Annotated in this window: 18 protein-coding genes; 13 read left to right on the top strand and 5 right to left on the bottom strand. The window is 34.4% G+C overall.

What is annotated here, in order from left to right; translation table 11 throughout:
- Nucleotides 1-6 precede the first annotated feature (6 nt).
- From nrfD to IPK91_06955, 5 genes are all read left to right on the top strand, one after another.
- Entirely contained in the window at nucleotides 7-1,329 is a 1,323-nt protein-coding gene (gene nrfD / locus IPK91_06935) for a polysulfide reductase NrfD (GenBank protein ID MBK8296999.1), read from the top strand.
- On the top strand, nucleotides 1,304-2,215 hold the full coding sequence (locus IPK91_06940; GenBank protein ID MBK8297000.1) for a hypothetical protein: 912 nt from the start codon (nucleotides 1,304-1,306) through the stop codon (nucleotides 2,213-2,215). Before nrfD ends, IPK91_06940 begins: the two co-directional genes overlap by 26 nt.
- Before the next feature lie 341 nt (nucleotides 2,216-2,556).
- Nucleotides 2,557-3,522 (top strand): acetyl-CoA carboxylase carboxyltransferase subunit alpha, encoded by a 966-nt coding sequence (locus tag IPK91_06945; GenBank protein ID MBK8297001.1) that lies wholly within the window; start codon nucleotides 2,557-2,559, stop codon nucleotides 3,520-3,522.
- Between the two features lie 48 nt (nucleotides 3,523-3,570).
- On the top strand, nucleotides 3,571-4,473 hold the full coding sequence (locus IPK91_06950) for a 4-hydroxy-tetrahydrodipicolinate synthase (protein MBK8297002.1): 903 nt from the start codon (nucleotides 3,571-3,573) through the stop codon (nucleotides 4,471-4,473).
- A gap of 230 nt (nucleotides 4,474-4,703) precedes the next feature.
- The gene (locus tag IPK91_06955; protein ID MBK8297003.1) at nucleotides 4,704-5,000 is read left to right on the top strand and encodes a winged helix-turn-helix transcriptional regulator; all 297 of its coding nucleotides are present in this window, start codon (nucleotides 4,704-4,706) and stop codon (nucleotides 4,998-5,000) included.
- Nucleotides 5,001-5,015: 15 nt separating this feature from the next.
- Here the strand turns inward: IPK91_06955 and IPK91_06960 are convergent, their stop codons facing one another.
- Both IPK91_06960 and IPK91_06965 read right to left on the bottom strand, forming a co-directional pair.
- Nucleotides 5,016-5,837 carry a UDP-2,3-diacylglucosamine diphosphatase gene (locus tag IPK91_06960; protein ID MBK8297004.1) on the bottom strand — a complete coding sequence of 274 codons (822 nt, stop codon included), beginning with the start codon at nucleotides 5,835-5,837 and terminating at the stop codon, nucleotides 5,016-5,018.
- A 19-nt stretch (nucleotides 5,838-5,856) separates the two neighbouring features.
- Nucleotides 5,857-6,876, bottom strand: coding sequence for an alkaline phosphatase family protein (locus tag IPK91_06965; GenBank protein ID MBK8297005.1), 1,020 nt, complete (start codon nucleotides 6,874-6,876; stop codon nucleotides 5,857-5,859).
- A gap of 238 nt (nucleotides 6,877-7,114) precedes the next feature.
- Between IPK91_06965 and IPK91_06970 the strand changes: the two genes are divergently transcribed.
- Complete coding sequence (locus IPK91_06970; GenBank protein MBK8297006.1) at nucleotides 7,115-8,686, top strand: GNAT family N-acetyltransferase; 1,572 nt, start codon at nucleotides 7,115-7,117, stop codon at nucleotides 8,684-8,686.
- A 610-nt stretch (nucleotides 8,687-9,296) separates the two neighbouring features.
- Here IPK91_06970 and IPK91_06975 read toward each other — a convergent pair.
- Entirely contained in the window at nucleotides 9,297-11,123 is a 1,827-nt protein-coding gene (locus IPK91_06975; GenBank protein ID MBK8297007.1) for a T9SS type A sorting domain-containing protein, read from the bottom strand.
- Nucleotides 11,124-11,226: 103 nt separating this feature from the next.
- The gene (locus IPK91_06980) at nucleotides 11,227-14,043 is read right to left on the bottom strand and encodes a TonB-dependent receptor (GenBank protein MBK8297008.1); all 2,817 of its coding nucleotides are present in this window, start codon (nucleotides 14,041-14,043) and stop codon (nucleotides 11,227-11,229) included.
- A 989-nt stretch (nucleotides 14,044-15,032) separates the two neighbouring features.
- Between IPK91_06980 and IPK91_06985 the strand changes: the two genes are divergently transcribed.
- The 3 genes from IPK91_06985 (at nucleotide 15,033) to IPK91_06995 (ending at nucleotide 20,603) form a co-directional block, all read left to right on the top strand.
- Nucleotides 15,033-15,902 (top strand): hypothetical protein, encoded by an 870-nt coding sequence (locus IPK91_06985; GenBank protein ID MBK8297009.1) that lies wholly within the window; start codon nucleotides 15,033-15,035, stop codon nucleotides 15,900-15,902.
- Nucleotides 15,871-16,902, top strand: a complete 1,032-nt coding sequence (locus tag IPK91_06990) for a hypothetical protein (protein MBK8297010.1) — start codon at nucleotides 15,871-15,873, stop codon at nucleotides 16,900-16,902. Before IPK91_06985 ends, IPK91_06990 begins: the two co-directional genes overlap by 32 nt.
- Nucleotides 16,903-16,979: 77 nt before the next feature.
- On the top strand, nucleotides 16,980-20,603 hold the full coding sequence (locus tag IPK91_06995; protein MBK8297011.1) for a gliding motility-associated C-terminal domain-containing protein: 3,624 nt from the start codon (nucleotides 16,980-16,982) through the stop codon (nucleotides 20,601-20,603).
- A 6-nt stretch (nucleotides 20,604-20,609) separates the two neighbouring features.
- Here IPK91_06995 and IPK91_07000 read toward each other — a convergent pair whose 3' ends face one another.
- The gene (locus IPK91_07000; protein ID MBK8297012.1) at nucleotides 20,610-21,629 is read right to left on the bottom strand and encodes a proline iminopeptidase-family hydrolase; all 1,020 of its coding nucleotides are present in this window, start codon (nucleotides 21,627-21,629) and stop codon (nucleotides 20,610-20,612) included.
- A gap of 279 nt (nucleotides 21,630-21,908) precedes the next feature.
- On the opposite strand from IPK91_07000, the gene IPK91_07005 reads away from it, so the two are divergent.
- From IPK91_07005 to IPK91_07020, 4 genes are read left to right on the top strand one after another with little or no spacing between them, the layout of a single operon-like run.
- Entirely contained in the window at nucleotides 21,909-22,436 is a 528-nt protein-coding gene (locus IPK91_07005; GenBank protein ID MBK8297013.1) for a sigma-70 family RNA polymerase sigma factor, read from the top strand.
- Nucleotides 22,437-22,460: 24 nt separating this feature from the next.
- Nucleotides 22,461-23,030, top strand: coding sequence for a hypothetical protein (locus tag IPK91_07010; protein MBK8297014.1), 570 nt, complete (start codon nucleotides 22,461-22,463; stop codon nucleotides 23,028-23,030).
- 48 nt (nucleotides 23,031-23,078) lie between these two features.
- Nucleotides 23,079-23,411, top strand: coding sequence for a winged helix-turn-helix transcriptional regulator (locus tag IPK91_07015; GenBank protein ID MBK8297015.1), 333 nt, complete (start codon nucleotides 23,079-23,081; stop codon nucleotides 23,409-23,411).
- Nucleotides 23,412-23,456: 45 nt separating this feature from the next.
- Nucleotides 23,457-24,302 carry an arsenite methyltransferase gene (locus tag IPK91_07020; GenBank protein MBK8297016.1) on the top strand — a complete coding sequence of 282 codons (846 nt, stop codon included), beginning with the start codon at nucleotides 23,457-23,459 and terminating at the stop codon, nucleotides 24,300-24,302.
- Nucleotides 24,303-24,532: the final 230 nt, after the last annotated feature.

Consider the following 24,532-nt stretch of genomic DNA (forward strand, 5'->3'; position numbering starts at 1 on the left):
CAAGCTATGAATGCCGTTACAATTTCCAAGACAGAACAAATAATAAAAGATACTCAACCAAGAGCATTTGGAAAAGTGGGAAAAGTGTGGCTTGGTTTTCTAATAGCAATTTGCATCGTCGGATGTTATGCCTATTATTGTCAACTTCGCGATGGTTTGGTGGTCACAGCGATGGGGGATTATGTTTCATGGGGTATTTACATTTCCAACTTTGTGTTTTTTGTGGCTATTAGTTTGGTTGGATCATTAATAACAGCAATATTCCGACTGGCAAACATTCATTGGAGTACGCCCATTACACGAATCGCAGAGATTATTGCAGTAAGTGCTATATTTTTTGCATCGTTGATTATCATCGTCGATATGGGGCGTCCCGAACGTTTATACAATTTGTTTTTACACCCCAGGCTACAGTCTCCTATCATTTGGGATGTGGTTGTAATCGGTACCTATTTTATAATCAGTTTGTTACTCTTATATCTCCCATTGCTTCCGGATATAAAAATACTTTTAAAACAAAGTAAAGATATGCCGAAATGGATGCGTACATTTTACACTTGGCTTGGATCTTTTTGGACTGGTAGCAAAGTTCAAAAACAACTAAACAATCACAGTATTAAAATATTAAGCATCATGATCATTCCGGTGGCCTTCTGCATTCACACCGTTACGTCCTGGTTGTTTGCAACCACCTACAGACCCGGATGGGACAGTACAAATTTTGGTGCCTATTTTGTTTCAGGAGCATTTCTTGTAGGTGCTGGTGCTGTTGTCATTGCGATGTATGTCTTCCGTCAAATGTATCAATTGAGTGATTATATAACCGAAAAGCATTTTGACAGAATGGGAAAAGCGGTGGTTTTATTGGCATTTCTTTATTTATACTTCAATGTCAATGAATACTTAGTCCCTGCATTTAAAATGAAAAAACCGGAAGAAATTCATCTTACTGAATTATTTTCCGGACATTTTGCACCTATGTTTTGGTTTGCAATCATCGTTGGGATGTTGCTTCCAATAGCAATTCTAATTACAAAAGCTGGCAGAAAACCCATGTTAGTATTTATTGCAGGCATCATGGTGGTTGTGGGAGCATGGTTTAAGCGCTATCTCATTGTGACCCCTACTTTGTTACACCCCTTTCTTCCCATGCAAGACGTACCTGAAAAATTCAGAGTCTATTTTCCAAGTTGGCATGAATGGGCTATAGCTTTTGGATCGCTTGCTGGTGCTTTATTGATCATTACTTTATTCGCTAGAGTATTTCCTGTAATTCCTATTTATGAAACAATAATTGGTGAAGATGAAAACGAAGAGCATCTTATTTAATTTAGCACTCATCTTGGTTTTTATTACAAGTCAGCTAAACATTATACTTAGTCAGTCTGATACGCTTGTCCCTGTAGTAAAAAAGAAAGCCATCCTTAAACTAAGTTATTTTAATTTAGAAAATAAAATTCAGTTTCTTAATTTTCAAGGATTAATAAAATCGAAAGAGCGTCTAGATCCGATTTCATACCGTCCAATTCATATTTATATAAATGATGCAGAAGATGAAAAAAATAAAATTGGTGATTTTGTAACCAATGACCAGGGTAGAATTCAAACAGTTATCAGTCCAGTATTTGCTGATCTATGGAAATCAACCAATCCAAATCTATTTATTGCAAGACTTGATTCTGTAGATGAAATGGGAATACTGGAAACAGAAGTTGAAATTACAAAGGCAAAAATTAAATTGGATACGATTCAGGAGGATGGAATAAAAAAGCTACTGGTCCAAGTCTTAAGCCTGGAAGATACCAGTTGGATTCCTGCAGTGGATGTTGAAATAAAAATTGGAGTACAACGGTTAGCATCTGTTTTACCCATAAATAAAGAAGCAACAATAACAACAGATTCTACCGGTAGGGGGGTTGCTGATTTTGAATTGGATTCAATACCTGGAGATCAAACTGGAATGATTCACTTAGTTGCAAAAATTGAAGATCATGAACTCTTTGGAAATCTTGAAACCTCACTTCAAGTACCTTGGGGTATACCAAGCCATTTTATTAATACCCATTTTGAAGCGAGAAGTCTGTGGGCGAGGGGGGATAAAGTTCCTGTTTGGTTGGCAGTGTTGGCATACTCCATCATTTTTTCAGTTTGGGGTACATTAATTTATTTAATCCTCCAATTTTTTAAAATTAGACGATTGGGTTTACAGAAATAAATTAAACCAAAAATTTTTTAAACAATTCAATTGGCACCTATTTATTAACTGGAAATCAACCGGGCTGTCATTCATAGAAACGAAGCTTTTTAATATCCAAATCAGCCCATAGTCAAGCCATAGATGGAGTTTTTAGTATTTCCTCGATACAGCGGTTGGAGTTACAAATTTTGATTTATATTATTATTATTATTAATGTATATAATATTAATTAATAACAATTTATATTACTTATTAGAAAAAGTAGTCCGATAATAATATTCTCAGCCGACTTTCCTTTAACTTGGCTTTTAAAACGAAACGGATTGATTACGGCTGAAATGCCATAAAATTTTGATTTTATGATATTTATGGATTTTGAAAAGCCTCTGGAAATACTATTTGGAGATCTGGAAAAGCTACGGAAAATTGCAAAAGATAGCGACATTGATATGTCCGAAAAAATAAAAGAACTCGAATTAAAAATTTCGGATAAACGCAAAGAAATCTACAGTAATTTAACTGGTTGGCAGCGGGTAAGTTTATCAAGACATCCAAATCGACCTTATACCTTAGACTATATTAAAAACATGTGTTCAAAGTTTATTGAACTTCATGGGGATCGTACCGTAAAGGATGACAAAGCCATCGTTGGCGGACTTGGTAAAATTGATGGTCAAACTGTAATGATCATTGGTCATCAAAAAGGCAATACCACTAAAATGCGCCAATTAAGAAATTTCGGAATGGCAAATCCGGAGGGATATCGCAAAGCATTGCGTCTAATGAAAATGGCGCAAAAATTTAAAATCCCAGTGGTCACTTTAATTGATACTCCAGGTGCTTACCCCGGAATAGAAGCAGAAGAAAGAGGACAAGCGGAAGCCATTGCACGGAATTTATTTGAAATGGCCCAATTGGAAGTTCCGATTGTTTGTTATATCATTGGGGAAGGCGCTTCCGGAGGAGCATTAGGTATTGGAGTTGGTGATCGCGTATTTATGCTTGAAAATACATGGTACACAGTAATTTCACCAGAATCTTGTTCGTCTATTTTATGGCGAAGTTGGAATTTCAAAGAACAAGCTGCTGAAGCATTAAAGTTGACAGCCGATCACATGAAAGATTTTGGATTAATCGATGGGATTATATACGAACCCATTGGAGGAGCTCATTCAGATCCTGAAACCATGGCGACTATTTTAAAGAATCATTTGCTGAATCAAATTAATGAACTACAACAATTACCTGTTGAAACTTTATTAAGCCGACGAATCGATAAATACAGTGCGATGGGTAAATTTATTGAAGAACCCATTAAAACGTAATCAAATTTAATTTTTCTATCTTCGATCTGTTCAGAAACTAAATTTGCAATGAATACCAATTACGACTTTTTACGAGGCACTGGAGTTGCACTGATAACACCATTTACAAAAACTGGACATGTAGATTATGATTCACTTAATCTTGTAATTAACCATTGCATACATGGAAGGGTAGATTATTTGGTGAGCATGGGCAGTACCGGAGAAGCAGCGACCTTAAGTTTTGATGAACGCTTGGAAGTGATCTACCACACGATTAGAATTTGCTATGGCCAGATCCCGATCCTTGCTGGGGTTGGTGGAAATAATACCGCAGAATTAATCCGGGAATGCAAACTTCTCAATCCTGAAGGACTTTCTGGCATTCTATCTAGCAGTCCAGCCTACAATAAACCAAGCCAGGAAGGGATCTACAGACATTATATGGAATTGGCCGAACACTCCAATCTCCCCATTGTAATTTACAATGTTCCCGGACGAACCGCATCAAATATTAGTCCTGAAACCTGCCTCCGATTGGCATTTGCTTCAGATAAATTTGCAGCTATCAAAGAAGCTTCCGGCGATTTGACACAAGCAACAAAAATTATAAAAGATAAACCGGCTCATTTTCAAGTTCTTTCTGGAGATGATCCTTTAGCCTTGGGTTTAATAGGAATTGGTGGAACCGGTGTGATTTCAGTAATCGCCAATATCTATCCTGGCATGTTTTCAAATATCATCCGATATGCATTAAATGGTGATTTTACTAAAGCGCAGCAATTGAATTTAAAATTATTTGACTTGCATAAATGGCTTTATATCGATGGGAATCCATCAGGAGTCAAGGCTGCCGCTTTCCATTTGGGTTTGTGTGAAAACAATTTGAGATTGCCGCTTGTCCCTATGAGTCAAACTAATTTTAATAAGCTGGTAGAGGAAATGAATCTAATTGGAACTGATTCCATTTAATACTTTTTTTTAAGATAGCGGTTCTACGAATACACTTTAGACGAGGACTTTCGTTATTAAAAACTTCGATTTTACTGCTGTAAATACCTTGCTTAAAAAATGCTTCAAATAGGATTAGGGTTTTGGGCAGATTGCTTAAACTTAATAATTTCATAATTTAGTCTAAACCTTAGACTTACAATTTGCTGGTAGCTTTACAGGTAGATAGAATACACTAACAACCTGTAAAAATGAAACTCATTGTAGATAGCACCCGTCATCAGGTAGTTAAGGATGAACAGATTATCCAGGATTTGACCCGAAAGGAATTTCAAATATTGAGTCTTTTGTGCAAAGATCCAGGTCGTGTATATACAAGAGAACAGATTTATAAACAAATTTGGGACAACCCATTGGTATCGAATGATCGCACTGTTGATGTACACATAGTACAATTAAGAAAAAAAATAGATAAAAGCTTTATTAAATCAATTAAAGGAGTTGGATATAAAATTATATTGGAAACTCACGATGTTAATATGATTTGATTCGAATAAAAATTATCAGAGGCTTAAAGACATTACCTCACTAAATGCTTTTGCTGGAGCTTCCTTAAAAATTAGATGCCGATTTAAATATTGGTATTCCATTTCATCATATTGATAGATTGACCAGGTTCCATCTTTATATTCCAAGGCAGTTAAATTTTCCACCCAATCTCCGGAGTTTAAATAAGTTAATTTTCTATTCCCTAAATCAATGCTCTTCATCTTTGGAATATGAATATGACCACAGATGACTACATCTGCATTTCTTGAACTAGCATACTGTGCTGCTGCATCCTCAAAATTTTGAATGAAATTTATAGCTTGTTTTAAACTGGATTTAATTCGATGTGCAAACGATACACGTTCTAATCCAAGTTTAAAACGGATGTTATTTAAAATTGTATTGATCCGAATCAAAGTATCATAACCAATTCCACCTATTTTAGCCAGAAATGGAGAAAATTGTACTGAAAAATCAAAAGCATCTCCATGAAAAAAGAAATGCCGTTTTCCATCCATTTCTAATAAAAGTTGGTCTCGAAAATAAATATTTCCGGAATAGAATGGTATAAATTTTCGTATAAACTCATCATGGTTACCAGATAAATAATAAACTTTAGTGCCTTGCATTGCCATTTTCATTATTTCATAAATAACCTGAATATGAATTGGTGGGAAATATTTTTTATTAAACTGCCAACCGTCAATAATATCACCATTTAAAATCAGTATTTCTGGCTTAATGGATTGCAAGTAATTTAATAATTCTCTAGCTTGACAACCAAATGTTCCCAGATGTACATCAGAAATTACCACAATACGAAGTGAACGTTCCATTTATTTTACAATATTAATTTCATTTCCTTCCATGTAATCCAGAACCGTTCAAGGCGATGTAAGTATCGTTCGTTCTGCTGTTACTTAATCCCATTTCATTTAACCAGGACCTGCCCTCAATGTTGCAATTACTGCAACTGTATAAATCTTGATTTTCTCTGTATAATAAGTGATCCAAAGAAGTTGCTACAATATCAACTTGCACCGGGCAGCTTCTGTAATCCTTACTAGTATATGGATTACAAGCATCATTCATGTTTCCACAATCAACAGTTTGAACCTTCACTTTTTTAATTCGATCGCTATATGCTATCCAAACTAACTGCCTTTCGCTTACAGAAAGTCCACCATGTGAAAACAGGTAACCTCCATGATCTGTAGTCAAAAGAATTAACCAATCCTCATTTTCATAATTTGGTCTACTATTAATAGCTTCAATAAAAGATCCAACTGCCTTATCAATTCGTTCAACAGCATTTACATAAAATGGATTATTCAAACTGAATCCACTTATATGACCTATGCAATCCGCAGCACCTAAATAAATAAAACAAAAATCCAAATCCGTCTGTTTCAACCATTGCGATCCTTCTCGCTGGGTGCGTCCAGTTCTACCTAATTTGCCTTCAATTAACTCATCCCATTGCAATTGCTTGCATTGATTTGCTAATTTATCCCATTCCATATACATTCCAAATTTCAAATTTGGATTTATCCGTTTGCCCAAGGTATTGATCATAGGATACTTCGTATAACAAGCTCCATTAAATGAATTATCTAGAACTCCATGCTTGTCATGGTAAACACCACATAATATACTAGACCAGGATGGGCCAGAAATGGTGATATCCTGATGCCATGAATTATAGGTACCAAAACCATTGTTTGCCAAGTACTTAATATTCGGCGTATTTGCAAGAAATGCTACATCAGAACGAAGGCCATCGATGCCAATAAGCAACACCTTTCGTTCTGCCCCGTATAAACTAAATGTAATACACGAGAATACAATTAAAATAATTAAAAATAAGTCACGCATCGGAATTGGATTATAAGTACAAAATTAGCGTGACTAAAAAGGATTCAGCTAATAACGAGCATTATCGAATTATTATTTATACATTAAAATAATATTAAATATGTCATTATGTTTTTTCCTATTGTAAAACTATTATTAAATTAATATTACTAAAATGTAAACAAATAGATTCGCTTCATGCTACGCAATGGATTTCAAATCAAGCTTTCTATATTTGAGTTAATATTTCTAATATAACATGTCGCAAATAAATAGCCAAAACGTTTATGTTTCGAATAAGGATTGCAAGCGACTCAAAATAAATCAAGATCAGGGTTTAATTATTTGTAACAAATCAATATCTGAAAAAAATATTAATTGGCTATTACAGACAATTAAAAGTCAGAACCCTGATCATGATATAAAATTATTTAAAACAACGAATGGTGAACCTGCCGTCGATTCAATTCCTGTTGATTCACTTTCCTCAAAGCCCATATCCCCAAATCCAACGATTACTGTTCTGCTGCTTGGTACCAATACCAAGGAACAAATCCTTGACTGGCTTAGTATTGTGAATATTGTAAAATCTGAAAATAACAAATTACAACAACTACTAGAATCTAAACCATCCATCGTTGTTTGCAATTTGATCACAGAAAACTCAAAAGTATTTAAACAATTGTTAAAGACTGTGTTTAAATCTAATGAATTTTCAAATCCAAAAGAAACGGATTTTATAAAATATATATTAAGAGTCAGCCATTCAATTCAACATTCCGAACTTAAATCTTTTGTTGGTATTTCTCAACTTAAAAGGTATTTAATAAGTAGACTTAAAATCTTGGAAACCGGGTCGAAAGAAAACAAACTGATCCAACTAAATAAATGGATTACAGGGAACACCATTCCACAAGAAATAATTAGCCCAATACCAACAAACGCATTATCTGATGAAATTAAATCTTTAAAAGTCGAACATTGTATTGCAAAATGGAATGAATTTGAACTTTACATTATAGATTTCAATAAGGCTCCCAATTGTATGTTAGAAATTGGTAGACTTCGCGAATTGACATTCAGAAATGCCAAAGAAGGCACTGGATTTGTTGTAGACCTGGATTCATATGATCCAATCTATAAACACTTGTTTGTATGGGATTCGACTAAATTGAAAATTGTCGGAGGATATCGCTTTGCTGAAGGCCACCAAATTATCCCAAATTTTGGTAAAAAGGGATTCTATATTTCAAGTCTGTTTAAAATTAAAACCGAATTCACTGAAACCCTTTTGCAAACTGTAGAACTTGGAAGATCTTTTATCATCCCTGAATATCAAAAGTCCAATTTCCTGTTGTTGCTAATGTGGAAAGCACTTTATCAATACATTTTCAAAAACCCTAAAAATCGCTATATTATTGGACCAGTAAGCATAAGTCAGGAATATTCAAAAATTAGCCGACTTCTGATCATTGATTATTTAAGCAAATATTATAAACACACAGAATTCAGCTTGTTCTTTAAACCCCGTAAACCTTTTAAATTTGTAAATATTCGAGGAACTGAGAATATAATTATTCGGAATTTTGAACAAGATATTCAAAAATTCGACCAACTTATTTCAGAAATACAAGCAGACGCCATTAAACTTCCCGTCTTGCTGAGGCAGTACCTTAAACAAAATGCAAAAGTTCTTGCTTTTAACAAAGATCCTAAGTTTCAAAATGTTTTAGATGCGCTTTTGATATTAGATTATCAGGAGATCAATACTGAATTCAAACATATACTAGACAATACACTACAAACTGAAAACACAAAAAACATTACTTAAAATAACAAACTTCCATCCTAGCTGACAATTTTTTTACAATTTAAACTTGTAGTGAACGTCAAAAGATAAATTAAGACTTGATTCCACACAAAAAAATCAGGTAGAATCAACGCACTAATTTCGATAGGTACGAAATTCAAAAAGTGTTCAGTATTTTAAGTTATTTTGGTTCGCAATAGAATTCCTATGACAATTTCTGATTAAATAGAAAAAAGAGGACCTAGCTATCTAGATCCTCTTTTTATAAAGACTTGGAAGCTCTTAATCAACAAGAACCATTATATTAAACAACTTCCAATAGTATCACACACAATTATCAGCAAATAAACAGCATTCAGCTTTCCTGAAATTTAAATTATTAAATGCTAATAATTTAAAATTCAATCACTCAAAGATATTTAAGCCGCTAACTACTTGCACAATTAAAATATTAAGAAATTAATAACGATTTGTTATTACTATTTTAAATTCATGCTAAAATGAAAAATCAATAAAAAAAAAAAAAAAAAAAGCCATTTCCGCAACGAAATGGCCTTGTGTAAATATAAACAATGTGTTTACAAAATATTACTTGCTATGAAACCAATAGTTCTTATCTGCACTAATTAGATTATTGTACAATAAATTTTTGAATTCTGCCTTCCAATTTGATTAAGTAAATTCCTTGTGGCAATCCATTCACCTTTGCATGGTCTGAATCAAATCCATGAAGTATTAATTTTCCTGAAAGATCAAATATACCAAAGGAAAGTACTTCATGTCCAAAATTTAAAATGCCATTTTCTACAGGGTTTGGATATACAGCCTGATATTTAGCATTTTCAATTTCTTCATGCGTACTAACAAGATTATTTAATACCGGATTGTTATTAAAATTAGCGCCTTCACATGCTGGCGAAATAATGGACACCGGACGAAAATCTGGAGTTGTTGAAGCAGCCAATGGATTTATCAATACGGTACCCATTGTAAATGGCACCGGATCAATATTATTTGCTAAATCTCCTCCACTTCTTAACCAATTTGTCAGTGCATTCAATTTGGGTCCACAACCTGCTCCACGTGATACTTCTACCAATCCATTTGCTGTGGTATCACCTGCTGTTGTATATGCAGATCCTGTATTGACTATTAAATTATTTGCAAATGAAATTTGTTTGCTTTTTACATCTACTGGTGTATTTGGATTTACCAATGACAATGCTCCAGGATAATTTGTATTTCGTACACAACTATCTCCATCTATCATTAAAAAATTTCTATAGCCCATGAAGATGCTATTGACGATTCTTAAACTGGAATTCCTTCTGATTCGTGCTCCTCGACGGAATGCTGATCTTGCTACTGAATTTAAGTCAGTATATTTTGTACCTACCGGAACGGGACCTACCATCGTATAATTTGAAAATACACCACTTGTATAGGGTCCAGTTAAATTTGCAGTTCCTGTTGCTTCATTATCGCTTTCAAATCCTTCTGATGTTGATGATCCAGATGGCAATGCGTACGTCAAATCATAATATGATGAATCGCGTACTCCTATTCCAAATTGGCTAATTCCATTGTATCCGTTGTCTGTATCAAAATCATCATCTGTTCCTTTCCATGCAATCAAATGGCTCGAATTTACTGAACCTCCAAACCATTCAAATGAATCATCATTTGAATAAGATGCCTGAACATGATTGATTACGGTACCAGATCCTACTGAACCCAATGTCAATGCATTGATCTCTTTATTATTTTCAAATGCCAAACCTCCAAATTCCAATCTCAGATAACTTATGATCCCTGAATTGTCAAGTGGATCTGTTCCTCCAAATCGAGCCAAATTTGCATCAAATGTTACATTGTTAAATCCTTCCATTTGAACGGCATCTGTGCCTGCATTCCATAAATTATGTATGGATCTTCCTGCGATCAATAGGCCTCCCCAGTCTCCTCGTTCACGACTGCCTGCTGCTTTTGCCGAACTGATTACAACGGGATTATTTCTATCACCCGTTATTTCTATTTTTCCTCCCCGCTCTACAATTATGGATGCATAATTCTTAGGGGATGCATTTAAATCTGCTATTGCACGGATAATGGTACCCGCTGGTATTACCAATTTACCGCCGTTTCTTACGACTACAAATCCTTTAAGCAAATACACTTTTGATGCATCCAAGGTAAGTGTTGTCCCTCCGTCAATATTTTTTTCTCCAGGTATTGCCAAACTTGACAACATCCCATTCAATGTGGTTGTGTCTGTTGGATCTGGATAATTCGTGTTTTTTGGATCAAAATTGGTCCAGCCTGTTGTCCAATCATTCGTTAGGTCCTTAGAGAACGCACCCACATAATCTGTGGATGTAAGTTTAAAATTACTTTGTGCATTATTGCTATTTGCAATAAAAATCGACAATGTAATAAGTACAAGTAAATTCAATTTCATGGTGAATAATTTATTTTAGATTACAATTAGTATTATTATTAATATACTTTTGTCAAAAATGACGGAACCACTATTTGAATTCATTTGTATCAAGTCTATTAAATTAAAATGAATAGCTAAGATTTAATGTCGAGGTAAATCCATTGCTAAAAATGAACATCAACCTATCAGAATTTTGCAAATTTGAAGAAGTGTATTTACCATCATTATTTACATCCTGATAATAAATTAAATCTTTATGCAATAAATCCCCTAAAGTCAACTTGATGTTGATATTATTAAATGTTTTACCCACTTGTAAATCCACTACGGTGCGGGGTTCTTCATAAATATCTTGTCGTGTATTACCATATTTTGGATCAACACCCACATAAGCAATCCTACGTCCTACTCTATTAAGACCGATATTACAAGACCATCCATTGTTTGGATTTTCATACTGGAGTCTCGCATTAATAATATAGGGTGATTGTCCTTGCAATGGCCTGTTAGACTTAGCTTGTGAGCCCTCTTTAAAACTCAGTTCAGAATGTATTATTGAAAAATTGGAATAAACCGCAAAGTCTCTGAATAAATCAGATCTTCCAATAAAGTCCAATTTCTTTTTCAATTCAAGCTCAATACCGTAAATTCTTGATTCTTTTTCATTGTGAAAAGTAAATGTTGTTTGAGCTTGAGTAATATCCAAGCTCAGTTCAATAGGATTTTCAATTGATTTATAAAAACCACCAATTGAAATCAACTGTCCGCCTTGAGGATAAAATTCATAACGAATATCAAAATTCCTAAGATTTGCAATCTTCAAATCATTATTCCCCCTGATCTCGGCATTTTTATCAAATACGTAAAAGGCAAAAGGTGCAAGTTCACGAAACTCAGGTCTGTTTACTGAAGAGAAATAACTTGCTCTTATATTCGTTTTTTCATTCAATGAATAGGTGAGGTTTACAGAAGGTAAAATAGACATTTTCTTAATGTCTGCTATTGGCGCATTCACTTTTTGATTGTCTACATTCAAATCAATATCTTCAAAACGCAATCCATAAATTGCTCTGAATCTATTGAAATAATTCTGATCAACCGAACCATAAAATGCACTTACAAAAGATTTACCTCTATAATACGCAAGGTCGTTTGATGTTTTTTCTATAAGGAATAATTTTGTTGCATCAATATTCTTTGAACCCAAATCAATTTCAGGGTTTAAAGTAGTCTCATTGGGTGTACCCCCATATACAAAACTTCTTCCTTCAAATGTTCTGTTCCTGGTTTGAAAATAATAACCTGTTTTAAATTCAGTTTTAATATTAGAAGTTCTGATTTTCTTAGTGAGTTCAATTGTTCCACTGTATAAATTTTCATCCAGGTTGGATGCAAATCGTCCGGTACTAGAATTAAAGAAATCACCTAATGTTAATTGGTAAGATGGAAAATCAGGCAATTTGAAATAACTTGCAATTCGGTAATCCGGTATTTCACGATGTACGTTTGAATAGCTCAAAGAAGCATTTACACATAATATACTATCTCCAATAAGTTGTTTCAAAGAAGCTATGCCATTGTATAGTCGATTATAATTTATTACGTTAGCTGTATTTTGAACCGTTAGAACATCTGTAAAATTTGCAGTACCCGTTCTGTAAATTGAATTATTGTCTGTATTAATGTTCAATAAATTATGAAAATTAATTTGCGTATTCGCACCTATATAATTCAAATTGAAAATTCCACCCGTGGTGATATTCCTAAGATAGGATTTATCAGTAAATCCCGATACCTGTCCAGCACCATCATACGAATTGATCTCGTTTCCAGATATTCTACGTGTATTGGAATAATTTAAAGCAAATATCACACCTAATTTTCTATAATCATTCAATTGAATTGGAAATCCAATTGAATATGCTAATCGGGCATTGGGAGTTACATTAATTGAACTACTTGACCAATCATTATTAAATGTTTTAGATATAGCACCCAACCTGATTTTATCTGCACTGCTTGGAAAAGTAGAAGATAATATTAAAGCACCCTCTTCAAAACTTGGAATATTTCGCTCTTCGCTCAAAAAGTTCAACTTTTCAGATGCATAGGTTTTAAATTGTTTAAAGTCATTAAATGTTGTAAGCGAATGGTATTGAGCGCCTACAGATATATTTTGGACCAATTTATCAGGAACAGATTTGGTATTAATCTTAATTACACCCCCACCAAAATCGCCTATTAATTCTGCAGAACCTGCTTTGACGATCATTAAATTATCAATTAAATTTGCAGGAACCACGTCAAAAGCAAATGCCTTACGATCCGATTCCGTAGAAGATAACAAAGCGCCATCCAAATAACCGGCATTATACCGATCGTTCATGCCGCGAATAATTGCAAAACGTCCTTCCTGAATGGAAGCACCTGTAACTCGTTTAAGTATATCCCCTACGGTGCGGTCTGGGGTTTTTCGAATTTCGGAAGCTGTTATTCCACTAGCGATTAGAGCTGCTTTTCGTAATTCGATGTTCATGGCTACATCACTTGATTTTTCAAGTGTAGCCGATACAACGACTTCATTCAATGAAAGAGCTCTTGCCTCTTCCATTGCAAAATCAAGATGAATTACTTCATCTGATTTTGTTTCAATTTTGATGATTCCTGGTTCATAACCAATATATCGGATATTAACCGTATAGGTGCCAGGTTCAACTGTTAGTTTAAAATTTCCTTCGATATCGGTAACAGCTCCTTTTGTAGTTCCTTCTAAAATTATTGTTGCTCCAATCAATGCTTCTCCATTGGTTTTATCAATTATTTTTCCAGAAATAATACTGAGGTTCTGCGATATTGAAAAAGAACTCAATATTGGGAATAAAAAAACCAAAAGAAAATTGCTTTTCTTGTAGTTTAGGTTCATTTGCGTTAATTTCATTGCGTTTATATTTACGTTGCAAAGTTACCGCTGCCAATCCCAATTGAATTCGACGCAATATTAAGTTAATATTAAATATAGATTTTTTGTTAAGGCAAATTAAAGTTATTAGAGAATTTAACACAGAAGTTGCAAAACCAAAATAGGAAACCATTCTAACGGAACTGGTAAACAGAAAATAATTAAATACAAAATATTAAATTAAGACTTTAACTTAATTTCAGGATGATATTAAGTTTATATTTATACAGTTGAAATACACCTGAAAGCTCCATATTTCAGGCCATTTGGGACAGATAATTTTATACACAGAAAATTATTAGTCAATAAAAAACAATGTATATACCATAGAAATTCAAAAAACAGCCACCTGAACAAACAGGTAGCTGCTGTAAAAAAGTGTTGAAATGATTCTTTATAGACTATTAAATTTTCTAAATTAACATGTAGAAAAAATAATAATACGATCCATTATTTAAAATCTAATTGAAATACTTTTAAATTAATATTGAAACATGCAATTTTCTATGTTAAATAAAAATAGTTCGTTGCTTACTTACTTTGCTGATAGTTCGATTCATTCAATTTGTTGAATTACAAATTTCTTAATCTTTACTAATCCGCCTGTTTAAGTAATATTGCTTGTTATTGTAAATTTTAGGGTTTTAAAAATAACAATAAAACAGCAATACAATTTTTCAACATTTTCTTTAAAAAGTATACAATACAAAGTTACAACAAGTGTGATTCCAGATCCATTATGCCAGTATTATCCTTATTTGATCTTTATGTTAAGTAATTGTGTGCTAATTGTATTTTTAAAATAAAGGAAAACACAAATCATGGAATTCAAATCCCCAAACAAAATCCTGATTTAAACTGGCTGTTTCAGGGTTAAAATTTGAACTAAAAAGAGTTAAAACCCTCTGGTTCAGTTGGATGATTATCGTTAATTTTTTATATTTGCTTGGCCGACCCTGATAATTCCCATGATGAATATTCAGCAAATTCGAATGGATTTAAGAAGAAATTGCAGCTTTAACATCCTGCTATTAGTGCTTTATAGCCATTTCTTAGGCTTTGGCCAACAGGTCAAGTTGTTTGTATCAGACCCCGTAAATGCCCAACTCTGTCAAACCGCAGAAGCTGGTAGCACATTGATAAATACAGGTACCATTGATATTACCAATGCGACATTGTGGCTTGAATTGCCCATTGGGATTGAATATGTTCCCGGAAGTGTACAAGGTGCCAGCGAACTCAATATTTCCCAACTAAATCGCGTCCAATTTCAAGTTGACTTATTGAAAGCTTTGGATAGCCTAAAAATTCAATTGAGTCTTAGCTTTAAATGCAGCCTTTTAGATCAAATCAATCAATCCATAAGCTTTAGCAATAAATGGGCTTTTTACAGTATGATTAGCGCAGATTCTGCGAGTTCATTACAACCTTATAAAATAGCAACTCCATTTTTGGTAATTCAAGACGTTTCTCCCATTAGCACTCCCACAGGATCGAAACTGCAACGGAGCATTCAAATCACAAACAGTCGATTAGGTTCATTGGAATCATTTTTCTTTGAAGACCACCACGATCCAATTCGTATTCAGTCCACTAACGGCAATACGATTATTGAAACAGATCAGCTATTAAACTTAGAATTAACAAAAACAGATTTTACAAAAATTGGAGATCGGGATAGTTTATTTGAACGTGATGAAACCATTATAATAACAGAACAAATAGAACAAACATCCTGCGTGGTAGAAAAAATCCAATCAAAATTTAATGCATACTGGAGCTGTTTTCAAGACAGTTGCCAGAAATATGAAGAGTACAGTTTTATCGATTTTTTTTAAACCTGCCCAGCTAGCTAAATTGGAATTTTCAAGCAATACAAATTATCCGAACTGTATTTGCTCTGATAAAGGTGCCATTCAAGAATTAACGATTCGAAATACTGGAATGCAAGTTGCTGATAGCATTCACATTATTCTAAGAACTACTTTAAATCCAAGTTCTCAAAATCCATTTGGGATATTAAGAAACAGTCTAAAAATGAGCGGTGCATCAACAATTCTTGATACACAATTTATGGAACAAGTTACTTTATCCACTTGCCAAACTTCAGATGGCTATGCCTATGTTCATTTAAGAATGGCTTCGCTTTTACCAGGTCAGGAAGCTAAAATTGAATTTAATTACATTACCTGCCTTGCTTGTCAGATTGAATCCAATATGTTTTGGTATTTTTCATATGAATATGAATCCCGTTGTGTACAAAATAGCAAACAAATTAGTGTTAACAATACACGAGAAATTATAAACCCTTCAAAAAATTTCACTATAGACTATACCATCAAAGATGCATTTGGAGAATTATCTGAGAACAAGAATTATTTAATTCAAAGCAAATTCAAATTTTCTAAAAATATAAGCAATCAATATCTGATCCTCAATTTTGCATTACCCTGTCCAATCCGGCTTGCTGACACAAGTTTTCTTCTAAATGGAAAATCACCTGTAAGTAAACAAATACTGGATGATTCCAGTCTGATCATCCAATTGACCTATGCGCCACCATTTAATTTGGATCTCCTTCATGAATTTCCTATCTATTTAGATTGCGACTTTTTGTGTAAAACTAAAAATCAAAATTTCTTCAATACGCTCTTTCTTTCTTCTTGTCCCAATCAACAACAGCTAATTACAAGTCTTGCTGCAAAAATTTGCATATTTGCCCAATTAAGTTGTCCGGATCGAGAATTCGATTGCGGTCCATGCAACACTGCAGTTTATAATTTTGATGTCGAATGTAAAAAATTCCGGCACACAAAGACAGTATTTTCGCTTATTTAGATGGAACCATTAAAACATTTCGGAAAAATTATGGCTATGCAGATTCTGATAATGATCGCATTTTTGAATCTGCTCCATTGGATCTAAGCAAGGTTGCAACCAAACGATTTATAACCGGAGATACCATTGTGCATGAATATTTTACCAGGGTAGTTAAAGATCAATCAAAATATAATTACGATTCAATTGTATTCCTTGTAAGTTCGAATTTAAGCTATGATACGGTGTTTACTGAATTGGAAATAATAGACAGTTCGACACAGATTAATTACAAATGTTCTTACCCACTCTTTACAAATTATCAACAACCTGGAGGAATCCCAAACTGCGAATATACGATTGCTGCCCGCACGGGCTATGGACGTGGCATAATGATTCCAATTACCCCTGAACTTCTTAATACATATGGAGCTAATTTGCCTAATGGGTTTAGATTCGAGCAAGGCGACCAAATCCATGCCGTAATCGTTGGACGAATTGCAAATTATGTTGGTGAACGTATTTTAAGTATACCAATCAATTACCGGGCTTTTTTTATTGACAGATCGCATTTAACAGTGGATCCTTTTTCCTGCATGCATGAAATTGATACCATTATTCAAGCAAGCCTTGGGATATCTTTTGATCAAAGCTCTACGAATTTATTGATATGTAATAATTACATAGAATTATCCAGGGCAACCATTAAAGGAACCAAAGAGCTCAATAACTTTTTTCCTTATGAATTCAGACCTTTTTATGGCTTAGATTCATTCCGCATTCAAATAAACAATAACAATATTTTAGTTGATAGCATTCGACTGGAATTCTTTTATTCAGACTCAAGTGGCAATCAACTTCTTTTTGATAAACATTTTTTAGCCAGAAAACGCGGTGCTTTTTGGGAAATTCCGCCCGATACTTTAGCGAATTACCAATTTGATGAAGCATATACCATAAGAATCACTCCTTATGCCCATGTTACGGATTGTAAAACATTTCGGGATGGATCCAATACGCTGATTTCAAGTTATTATATCAATGGAATTCAACAAACTAAATTTTACGATATAAATAGCATCTCAAGATTTTATGAAAAAATACTATACTCCAGAGCCAATACTTTAGAAATATATAATGGCAATGAGCAATTCAGCTTTTCATCAAAAATTCTATTTGGGTCTTCAGGTAAAATTTCAGCAAGCGCTCTTATAAATAATTTAAAACTTCCTGGCGGATTTGAATTTAAAATTATTTCAAACAACAATTCAATAAAAAATATTCGTTTGCAAATTAATCCGGGAGGTCAAATTGACATAATTGATAGCATGCACTTCAGATTGATCGATTTGAAACCATTGCAAAATTACCAATTGAATATTCTGGCGGATTTCCAGGCATGCGAAACAGACAGCTTAATCCTCTTGAGTCGTTGGTTTTGTGAAGGTCAAGATATCCAATTACAAGATACCTGTAATTTGGATACCTTTATTTTTATACTGCTTCCAGATCTACCAGAGCTCGAACTCGATCTGAATCAATTGCAAAAAGAAGTGATGCTATGTGACACACTGCCTGAAATTGAATTGGAACTTTATAATGCTGATAAAGGTGCAGCTTATGATATTTTATTGAATTATACCCTTCCTCCTGGAATTGAGCTTGCAGAGGCTTTATACAGTTATCCAAAAGGAAGTCCATTTAAACCATTACCTACAGCGATTCTGATTTCTCCGGGTCTGTTCCGATGGACTTTCGCAAATTTCATCCCTCAAATCCAGTCCAATGGTTTGGCAGGAATTACTGAAATTCCCAACAACAGTATTTTAGTGAAATTAAAATTATTGACAAGTTGTCAATCCGTAGTAAATGGATTTCCTGAATTCGAGTTTAAGGGATTTGATGCCTGTAAAAGACCCACAAACTCCATTTTAAAAACGGGTCAACTGATTAAAATCAGCGGACTTGAAATTCCCCTTAAATATTCTGTAAATTTCAAAGCAGATTCTATAGTGAATTGTGTGGACGAATTTCCGGTATACGTGAATCTTTTCCGAAATGGCATAACGAATCCAGGCGACAGCATTATGATTGTAATTCCAGAGGCCCTGGAATATGTAACAAATTCTTTGATTCCCATTAAAAATTTCATCCAACAAAATCCAATAATTATTCAAGAAAATGGATACACTGTATTGCATTTAAAAATTCCAGAAAACATTGCTGCGCGAGATAGCATTCAGTTCGTATTCAAATTGAAAGGATTGTCAAAATTGCAATGTCAGGAATTTCAGATTCAATTAATTTGCTTTCGGAATGTAGAAACAAAGTGTAAATCCAATCAGGAACTTTGTCCGGTTTTCATTGAGTCAGGCATGAATAAACAGAGCTTTAAACTGGAAGCCCCTTCCATTGAGTTGGATCGTTTGCATATATACAATTCAACAGATAGCCTAATCCAATTGCTCAGACTTTCCTTTACTTTAAAAAATGCCCTTTTGATACACGAAGACAAGCTATGTTTTGAATTGTATGCAGATTTTAATTCAAATCAAATAATTGATTCTACGGATAAAGGCTTCTTCACGGTTTGCATTAATAGAGACTATTTTGACCGTGATTCAAGCTATTTATTTGATAGCATCCCTTTTGAATCTGGCCTTCGCAGTTGCAACTTTATATTAGTGACTACGAATTGCCTGTGCCGTTCGGATACCATTAGCCTTCATATCAACCAAACAATTGAACAAGTTTATTCATTTACCATTTGTGCTGGAGATAGCATCTTCCTTGGGATATCGCCTGATCCAAATGCTCAGTATGTATGGACACAAGGAACCACTGATTGCGACACTTGCAGTCAATTTGTATACCATTCAAATATTAATTTAAGTCAAGATACTACTTTAGAATGGAGCTTGTTAGAGTCCTTCCCTGATCAATGCAACCGAATCATTCATTATAAACTCAACTTAAGAAAACTTCCAGAAAATAAAGTCTATTACTATGAGGCATGCCCAGGAGAATTTATTGCTCTGGATGCGGGCAACCGCAAAAATTATAAATGGGAAGGTGCATCCATTTCTGATGAGCGAGCCTTTCAGCAGCTACTACCTATTTGGAAGGATGAGCGAATTTTACTTCATTTTAAAGATGAATTTTTTTGCCCAGGAACAGACAGTTTTTATTTAAAAGTATTGGAAGATACCAATACGATCCGATTTATAGGTGATAGCATTTTGTTTTCGGGCAAGGCTGCAACATATTGTGTTGAAGGAGGTATTCGATATCAATGGGAATCCAATGAATTTATTGATTGCCCCAGTTGTCCTTGTATCACGATTATCCCAAAAAATGATTTTAGTTTAAAAGTCACTGTATTCGATCGATTCAATTGTCCTCATGTTTTTCAAATTACTATTAAAGTTGTATTTCCTGATTGTGATTCGAGCACTGTGTTCATTCCAAATGCATTTTCACCCAATGAAGATGGACACAATGATGTACTTTATGTCAGAGGTAACAATATCAATCACATACATTTAATTATTTACAATCGTTGGGGAGAAAAAGTTTTTGAATCCAACCAATTGAATGTAGGTTGGGATGGAACTTACAAAAACAAGAAATTAAGTCCGGATGTCTTTGCTTATTATCTTGAAGTCCTTTGCATAGGAGGTAGAAACTATTCAAAAAAAGGAAATATCAGTTTATTAAAATAAATTTACTTAAATTCCATTTGTTTTTAACCAGGAAATCAAGCCGGTAAAATAGATCGTTTGATCATCCCACATAGACATATGACTGCCATTGGGACATAATAAAAACTGACCCTTTTCAAATTGACTTGCAACCCATTTCATATGTTCCGGATCCATGGTGTCGTGGTTTGCACCAATCACCAGGGTTGGAACTTTTATTGTGTTTAATTCTTTAGTAACATCCCAGGTTTCCAAATTTCCGGAAAGTCCAAATTCACTTGGACCTTGCATCATCGTATAAATTGTATTGTTTAATTTAGCAAAAGCTCTATTCACTGCATCTGGCCATTCTTCTATAGGCAATCTTAAAATATGCTTGATATAAAAATTGGGCATTAACAATTCCATATATCGTGGATTGCTGAAATCCTTTTTAGCTTCTATTTCACGAATTTCCTTGAGCACCAGGGGATCCATTTGTTTTGCTAAAACGTCTTCTGCATATTTTCCATACAAAGGTGCACTCATCATCATATTTGAAATGATCAAGCCCTTTAAATGCTGTTGATATTTAAGAGCATACTGGGCTGCAAGAATACCACCCCAGGAATGACCCAGTAGAAAAAAATTGTCTTTATCAAGATTCAAGGCTTTACGAACTGTTTCAACTTCTTCTACAAAACGATCTAACACCCAGAGACTGCTGTCTTTTGGCTGATCAGAATATGCCGAACCCAATTGGTCGTAATAATAAAATTCAATGCCTTCTTTTGGTAAAAAACTCTCAAAAGATTCAAAATATTCATGCGTTGCACCCGGTCCACCATGAAGTAGCAATACTTTTATCTTGGGATTATTTCCGATACGCTTGGTCCAAACCTTATATTTTCTGTTTTCAACAGAAATCAGGCGTACCCCTCCCGATTTGATTCCAGGTTCAGCCAAATCACAATAATCAGAAACGGATCCATCCATTGATTTTTTTTGATCAATTGGCTGGCAGGATGCAGCTAAAATTAAAAGGAACACCCAAATAACTTGTTTCATAATAAAGATTTTAAAAAAAAATACAGTTTATACAAGATGAAAACCAATTTTATCTCAGTAGGAGCTAATTAAAATTGTCCCGATTTACACCAATCAAAATTAATCAAATTTACCGCTTAAACAAGATACCTATAGATACGATTTCAAGATGAATCTGGATTTCAGTTAAAACATACAAGGTTTTTTTTATCTTTGGTTTAAATTCATTCGCCAGTGCGCGCATTTTATATAAAATTCTGATTTTCAATTTAAAAATACAGCCAACTGGATACCCAGACATTGATCGATCGACTGCAACAAGGGGACAATGCTGCATTTGAATATTTATACGATCATTATGCCGCCACCCTGTTTGGGATCATCAAACGAATTGTGACAAAAGAGGAAGATGCAGAAAACTTGTTGCAAGATTGCTTTGTGAAAATATGGCGTTATATAGGAACTTACGAAGTGGAAAAAGGGAGTCTGGCAACCTGGTTAATTAATATTGCCCGAAATACAGCGATTGATCATACAAGATCCAAACATTTTATAAGGGAAACCAAAAACCAAAATCTGGATTCTCTCGTATCTATAGAAAGCCGTGTTCTATCCGTTTCTCAACAAGAAGATACCCTTGATTTACGTCAATTGGTATTAAAAATCGATCCTTCCTGCCGAAAGGTTTTGGAGTGGATGTATTTTGATGGCCTTACTCAACAGGAAATTTCTGAAGAGTACGGCTTACCGCTTGGGACTGTAAAAACGCGTGCTCGGAATGGTCTGAGGGAGCTAAGAGAATTATTTGAACAACCAAAACCCGTTTAATTCCGTTAAATTAAAAAAGCGAGCTTGAGAAAAGATCTAACAATTAACAAAACTCAAATTTCAGATTGGATTGAAAACCAGAATTCTGAAATAATTCAGCAAACTGAACATGCTTTGGAGCAATATGCACGTTGTTTTCAAGAGACCCCATCCTTTGACCTTAAGAATCGAATATTAGAACAGATTTCCGTGTTAAATGCCGGACGGCAAATTATAGACTTAAAAAACCCGCCACTTTTGACAGAAAAATCCAATCTTCTTGATTGGACACTTGCATTAAAAGGAATTGAGCCCCCTAAGGATTTTGAGGATATTCATTTAGAGCCTATCCATCAAGATGATAAAGTCCAATTATTTGTAGCTTGGGTTCGAAACAAGGTACCTGAAGAAATTCATCATGATATGCTAGAGAGTTTTATGATTTTAGAAGGTAGTTGCATCTGCCACATCAAAGATCAAAACGGCAATTGCAGGGAGGTTTCTATGATAGCAGGAGATTATATTACCATGCAAATTGGGGAAGAACACGATATCGAAGTTACTTCTGAAAAACCAACTAAAGCCATTCTTCAGTGGCTTAAAATTGCAGCCTGATAGGCTGGTAGGTTTCATTGATTTATCGTATTTTTGCGATAAAAAGAGATGGGAGCCAGTAAAACAGAATTATTTTCAAAGAACGAAATAAAATTAGCAGCATTTGCAAAGGCCTTGGCTCATCCTGCACGAATAGCAATTATCAAACTATTACTAAAGAAACAACGCTGTATTTGCGGTGACATCGTGGATGAAATCCAACTTGCACAAAGTACTATTAGCCAACATTTAAAAGAATTAAAAGATGCCGGAATCATTCAGGGTACTATCGAAGGTCCTGCTGTATGTTACTGCATTGATCCTAAAACCTGGTCCGCTATGAGTGAAAGCATCGGGAAGTTTTTTGATGTCGGACAAAAATCTATAAATAATTGTTGTTAACCAAAACCTTTTATCGTAATATTACGTTTTAATAAAAAATAATTTATGAAAACAGATTTGGAAATTAAAGAAATGGTTCGCCAGAAATATTCGGAAATCGCCTTACAGGATAAGGATGTAAATCAAGCGTCTTGTTGCGGTGCATCTGGTTGCAGTACAGAGGTTTACAACATAATGACCGATGACTACTCAAACTTAAGTGGGTATGAAAAAGACGCCGATCTCGGATTGGGATGCGGTCTTCCAACTGCATTCGCCCAAATTAAAGAAGGCGATGTAGTTCTGGATTTAGGTTCTGGAGCGGGGAATGATTGTTTTGTAGCGCGTGCTGAAACCGGAGTAAATGGTAAAGTGATTGGTATCGATTTTACAGAAGCTATGATTCAACGCGCACGACAAAATGCAGAAAAACTTGGCTTCCACAATGTTGAATTCAGACAAGGTGACATTGAACACATGCCAGTAGCTGATAACACGGTCGATGTCATTGTGAGTAATTGTGTTTTAAATTTAGTGCCCAATAAAAAACAGGTATTTTCTGAAATATATCGGGTGCTTAAACCTGGTGGACATTTTAGTATTTCTGATATCGTGTTATTTGGTCAACTGCCAGAAAAAGTTTTAGCCAGTGCCGAAATGTATGCTGGATGTGTTTCCGGTGCAATTCAAAAACAAAGCTATATCGACCACATTCAGGAACTTCAATTTGAAAACATCCAAATTCAAAAACAAAAACCCATAAGGATACCAGATGATATTTTAAATCAGTATCTGGATGCGAATCAATTAGCTCAGTATCATGCAGGGGAATACGGTATCGAAAGCATCACTGTCTTTGCAAGTAAACCAAAAAATAAATCGGCTTGTTGTGCCCCAGGTTGTTGTAGTTAATTGAAGATGTGAATAAGTCTGAGATAGACAGCTCAAAATTGAAAGGAATTAGCTGATTGGATTTTTGGGGTTAGAACGACTCATTTCTTAAGCCGTCCACGGCGATGATTCGTTGCGAAATATGTTGAAAAAAGATTAAATCCTGCTCTTTCTTTAAGAGGTACCTCGTTGCGAAATACTTCACTCTACCCTCCGCGGGGATAACTTCAGGAACTGATCTTTTTGATTAA

This window comes from Saprospiraceae bacterium, assembly GCA_016712145.1.
Lineage (GTDB): Bacteria > Bacteroidota > Bacteroidia > Chitinophagales > Saprospiraceae > Vicinibacter.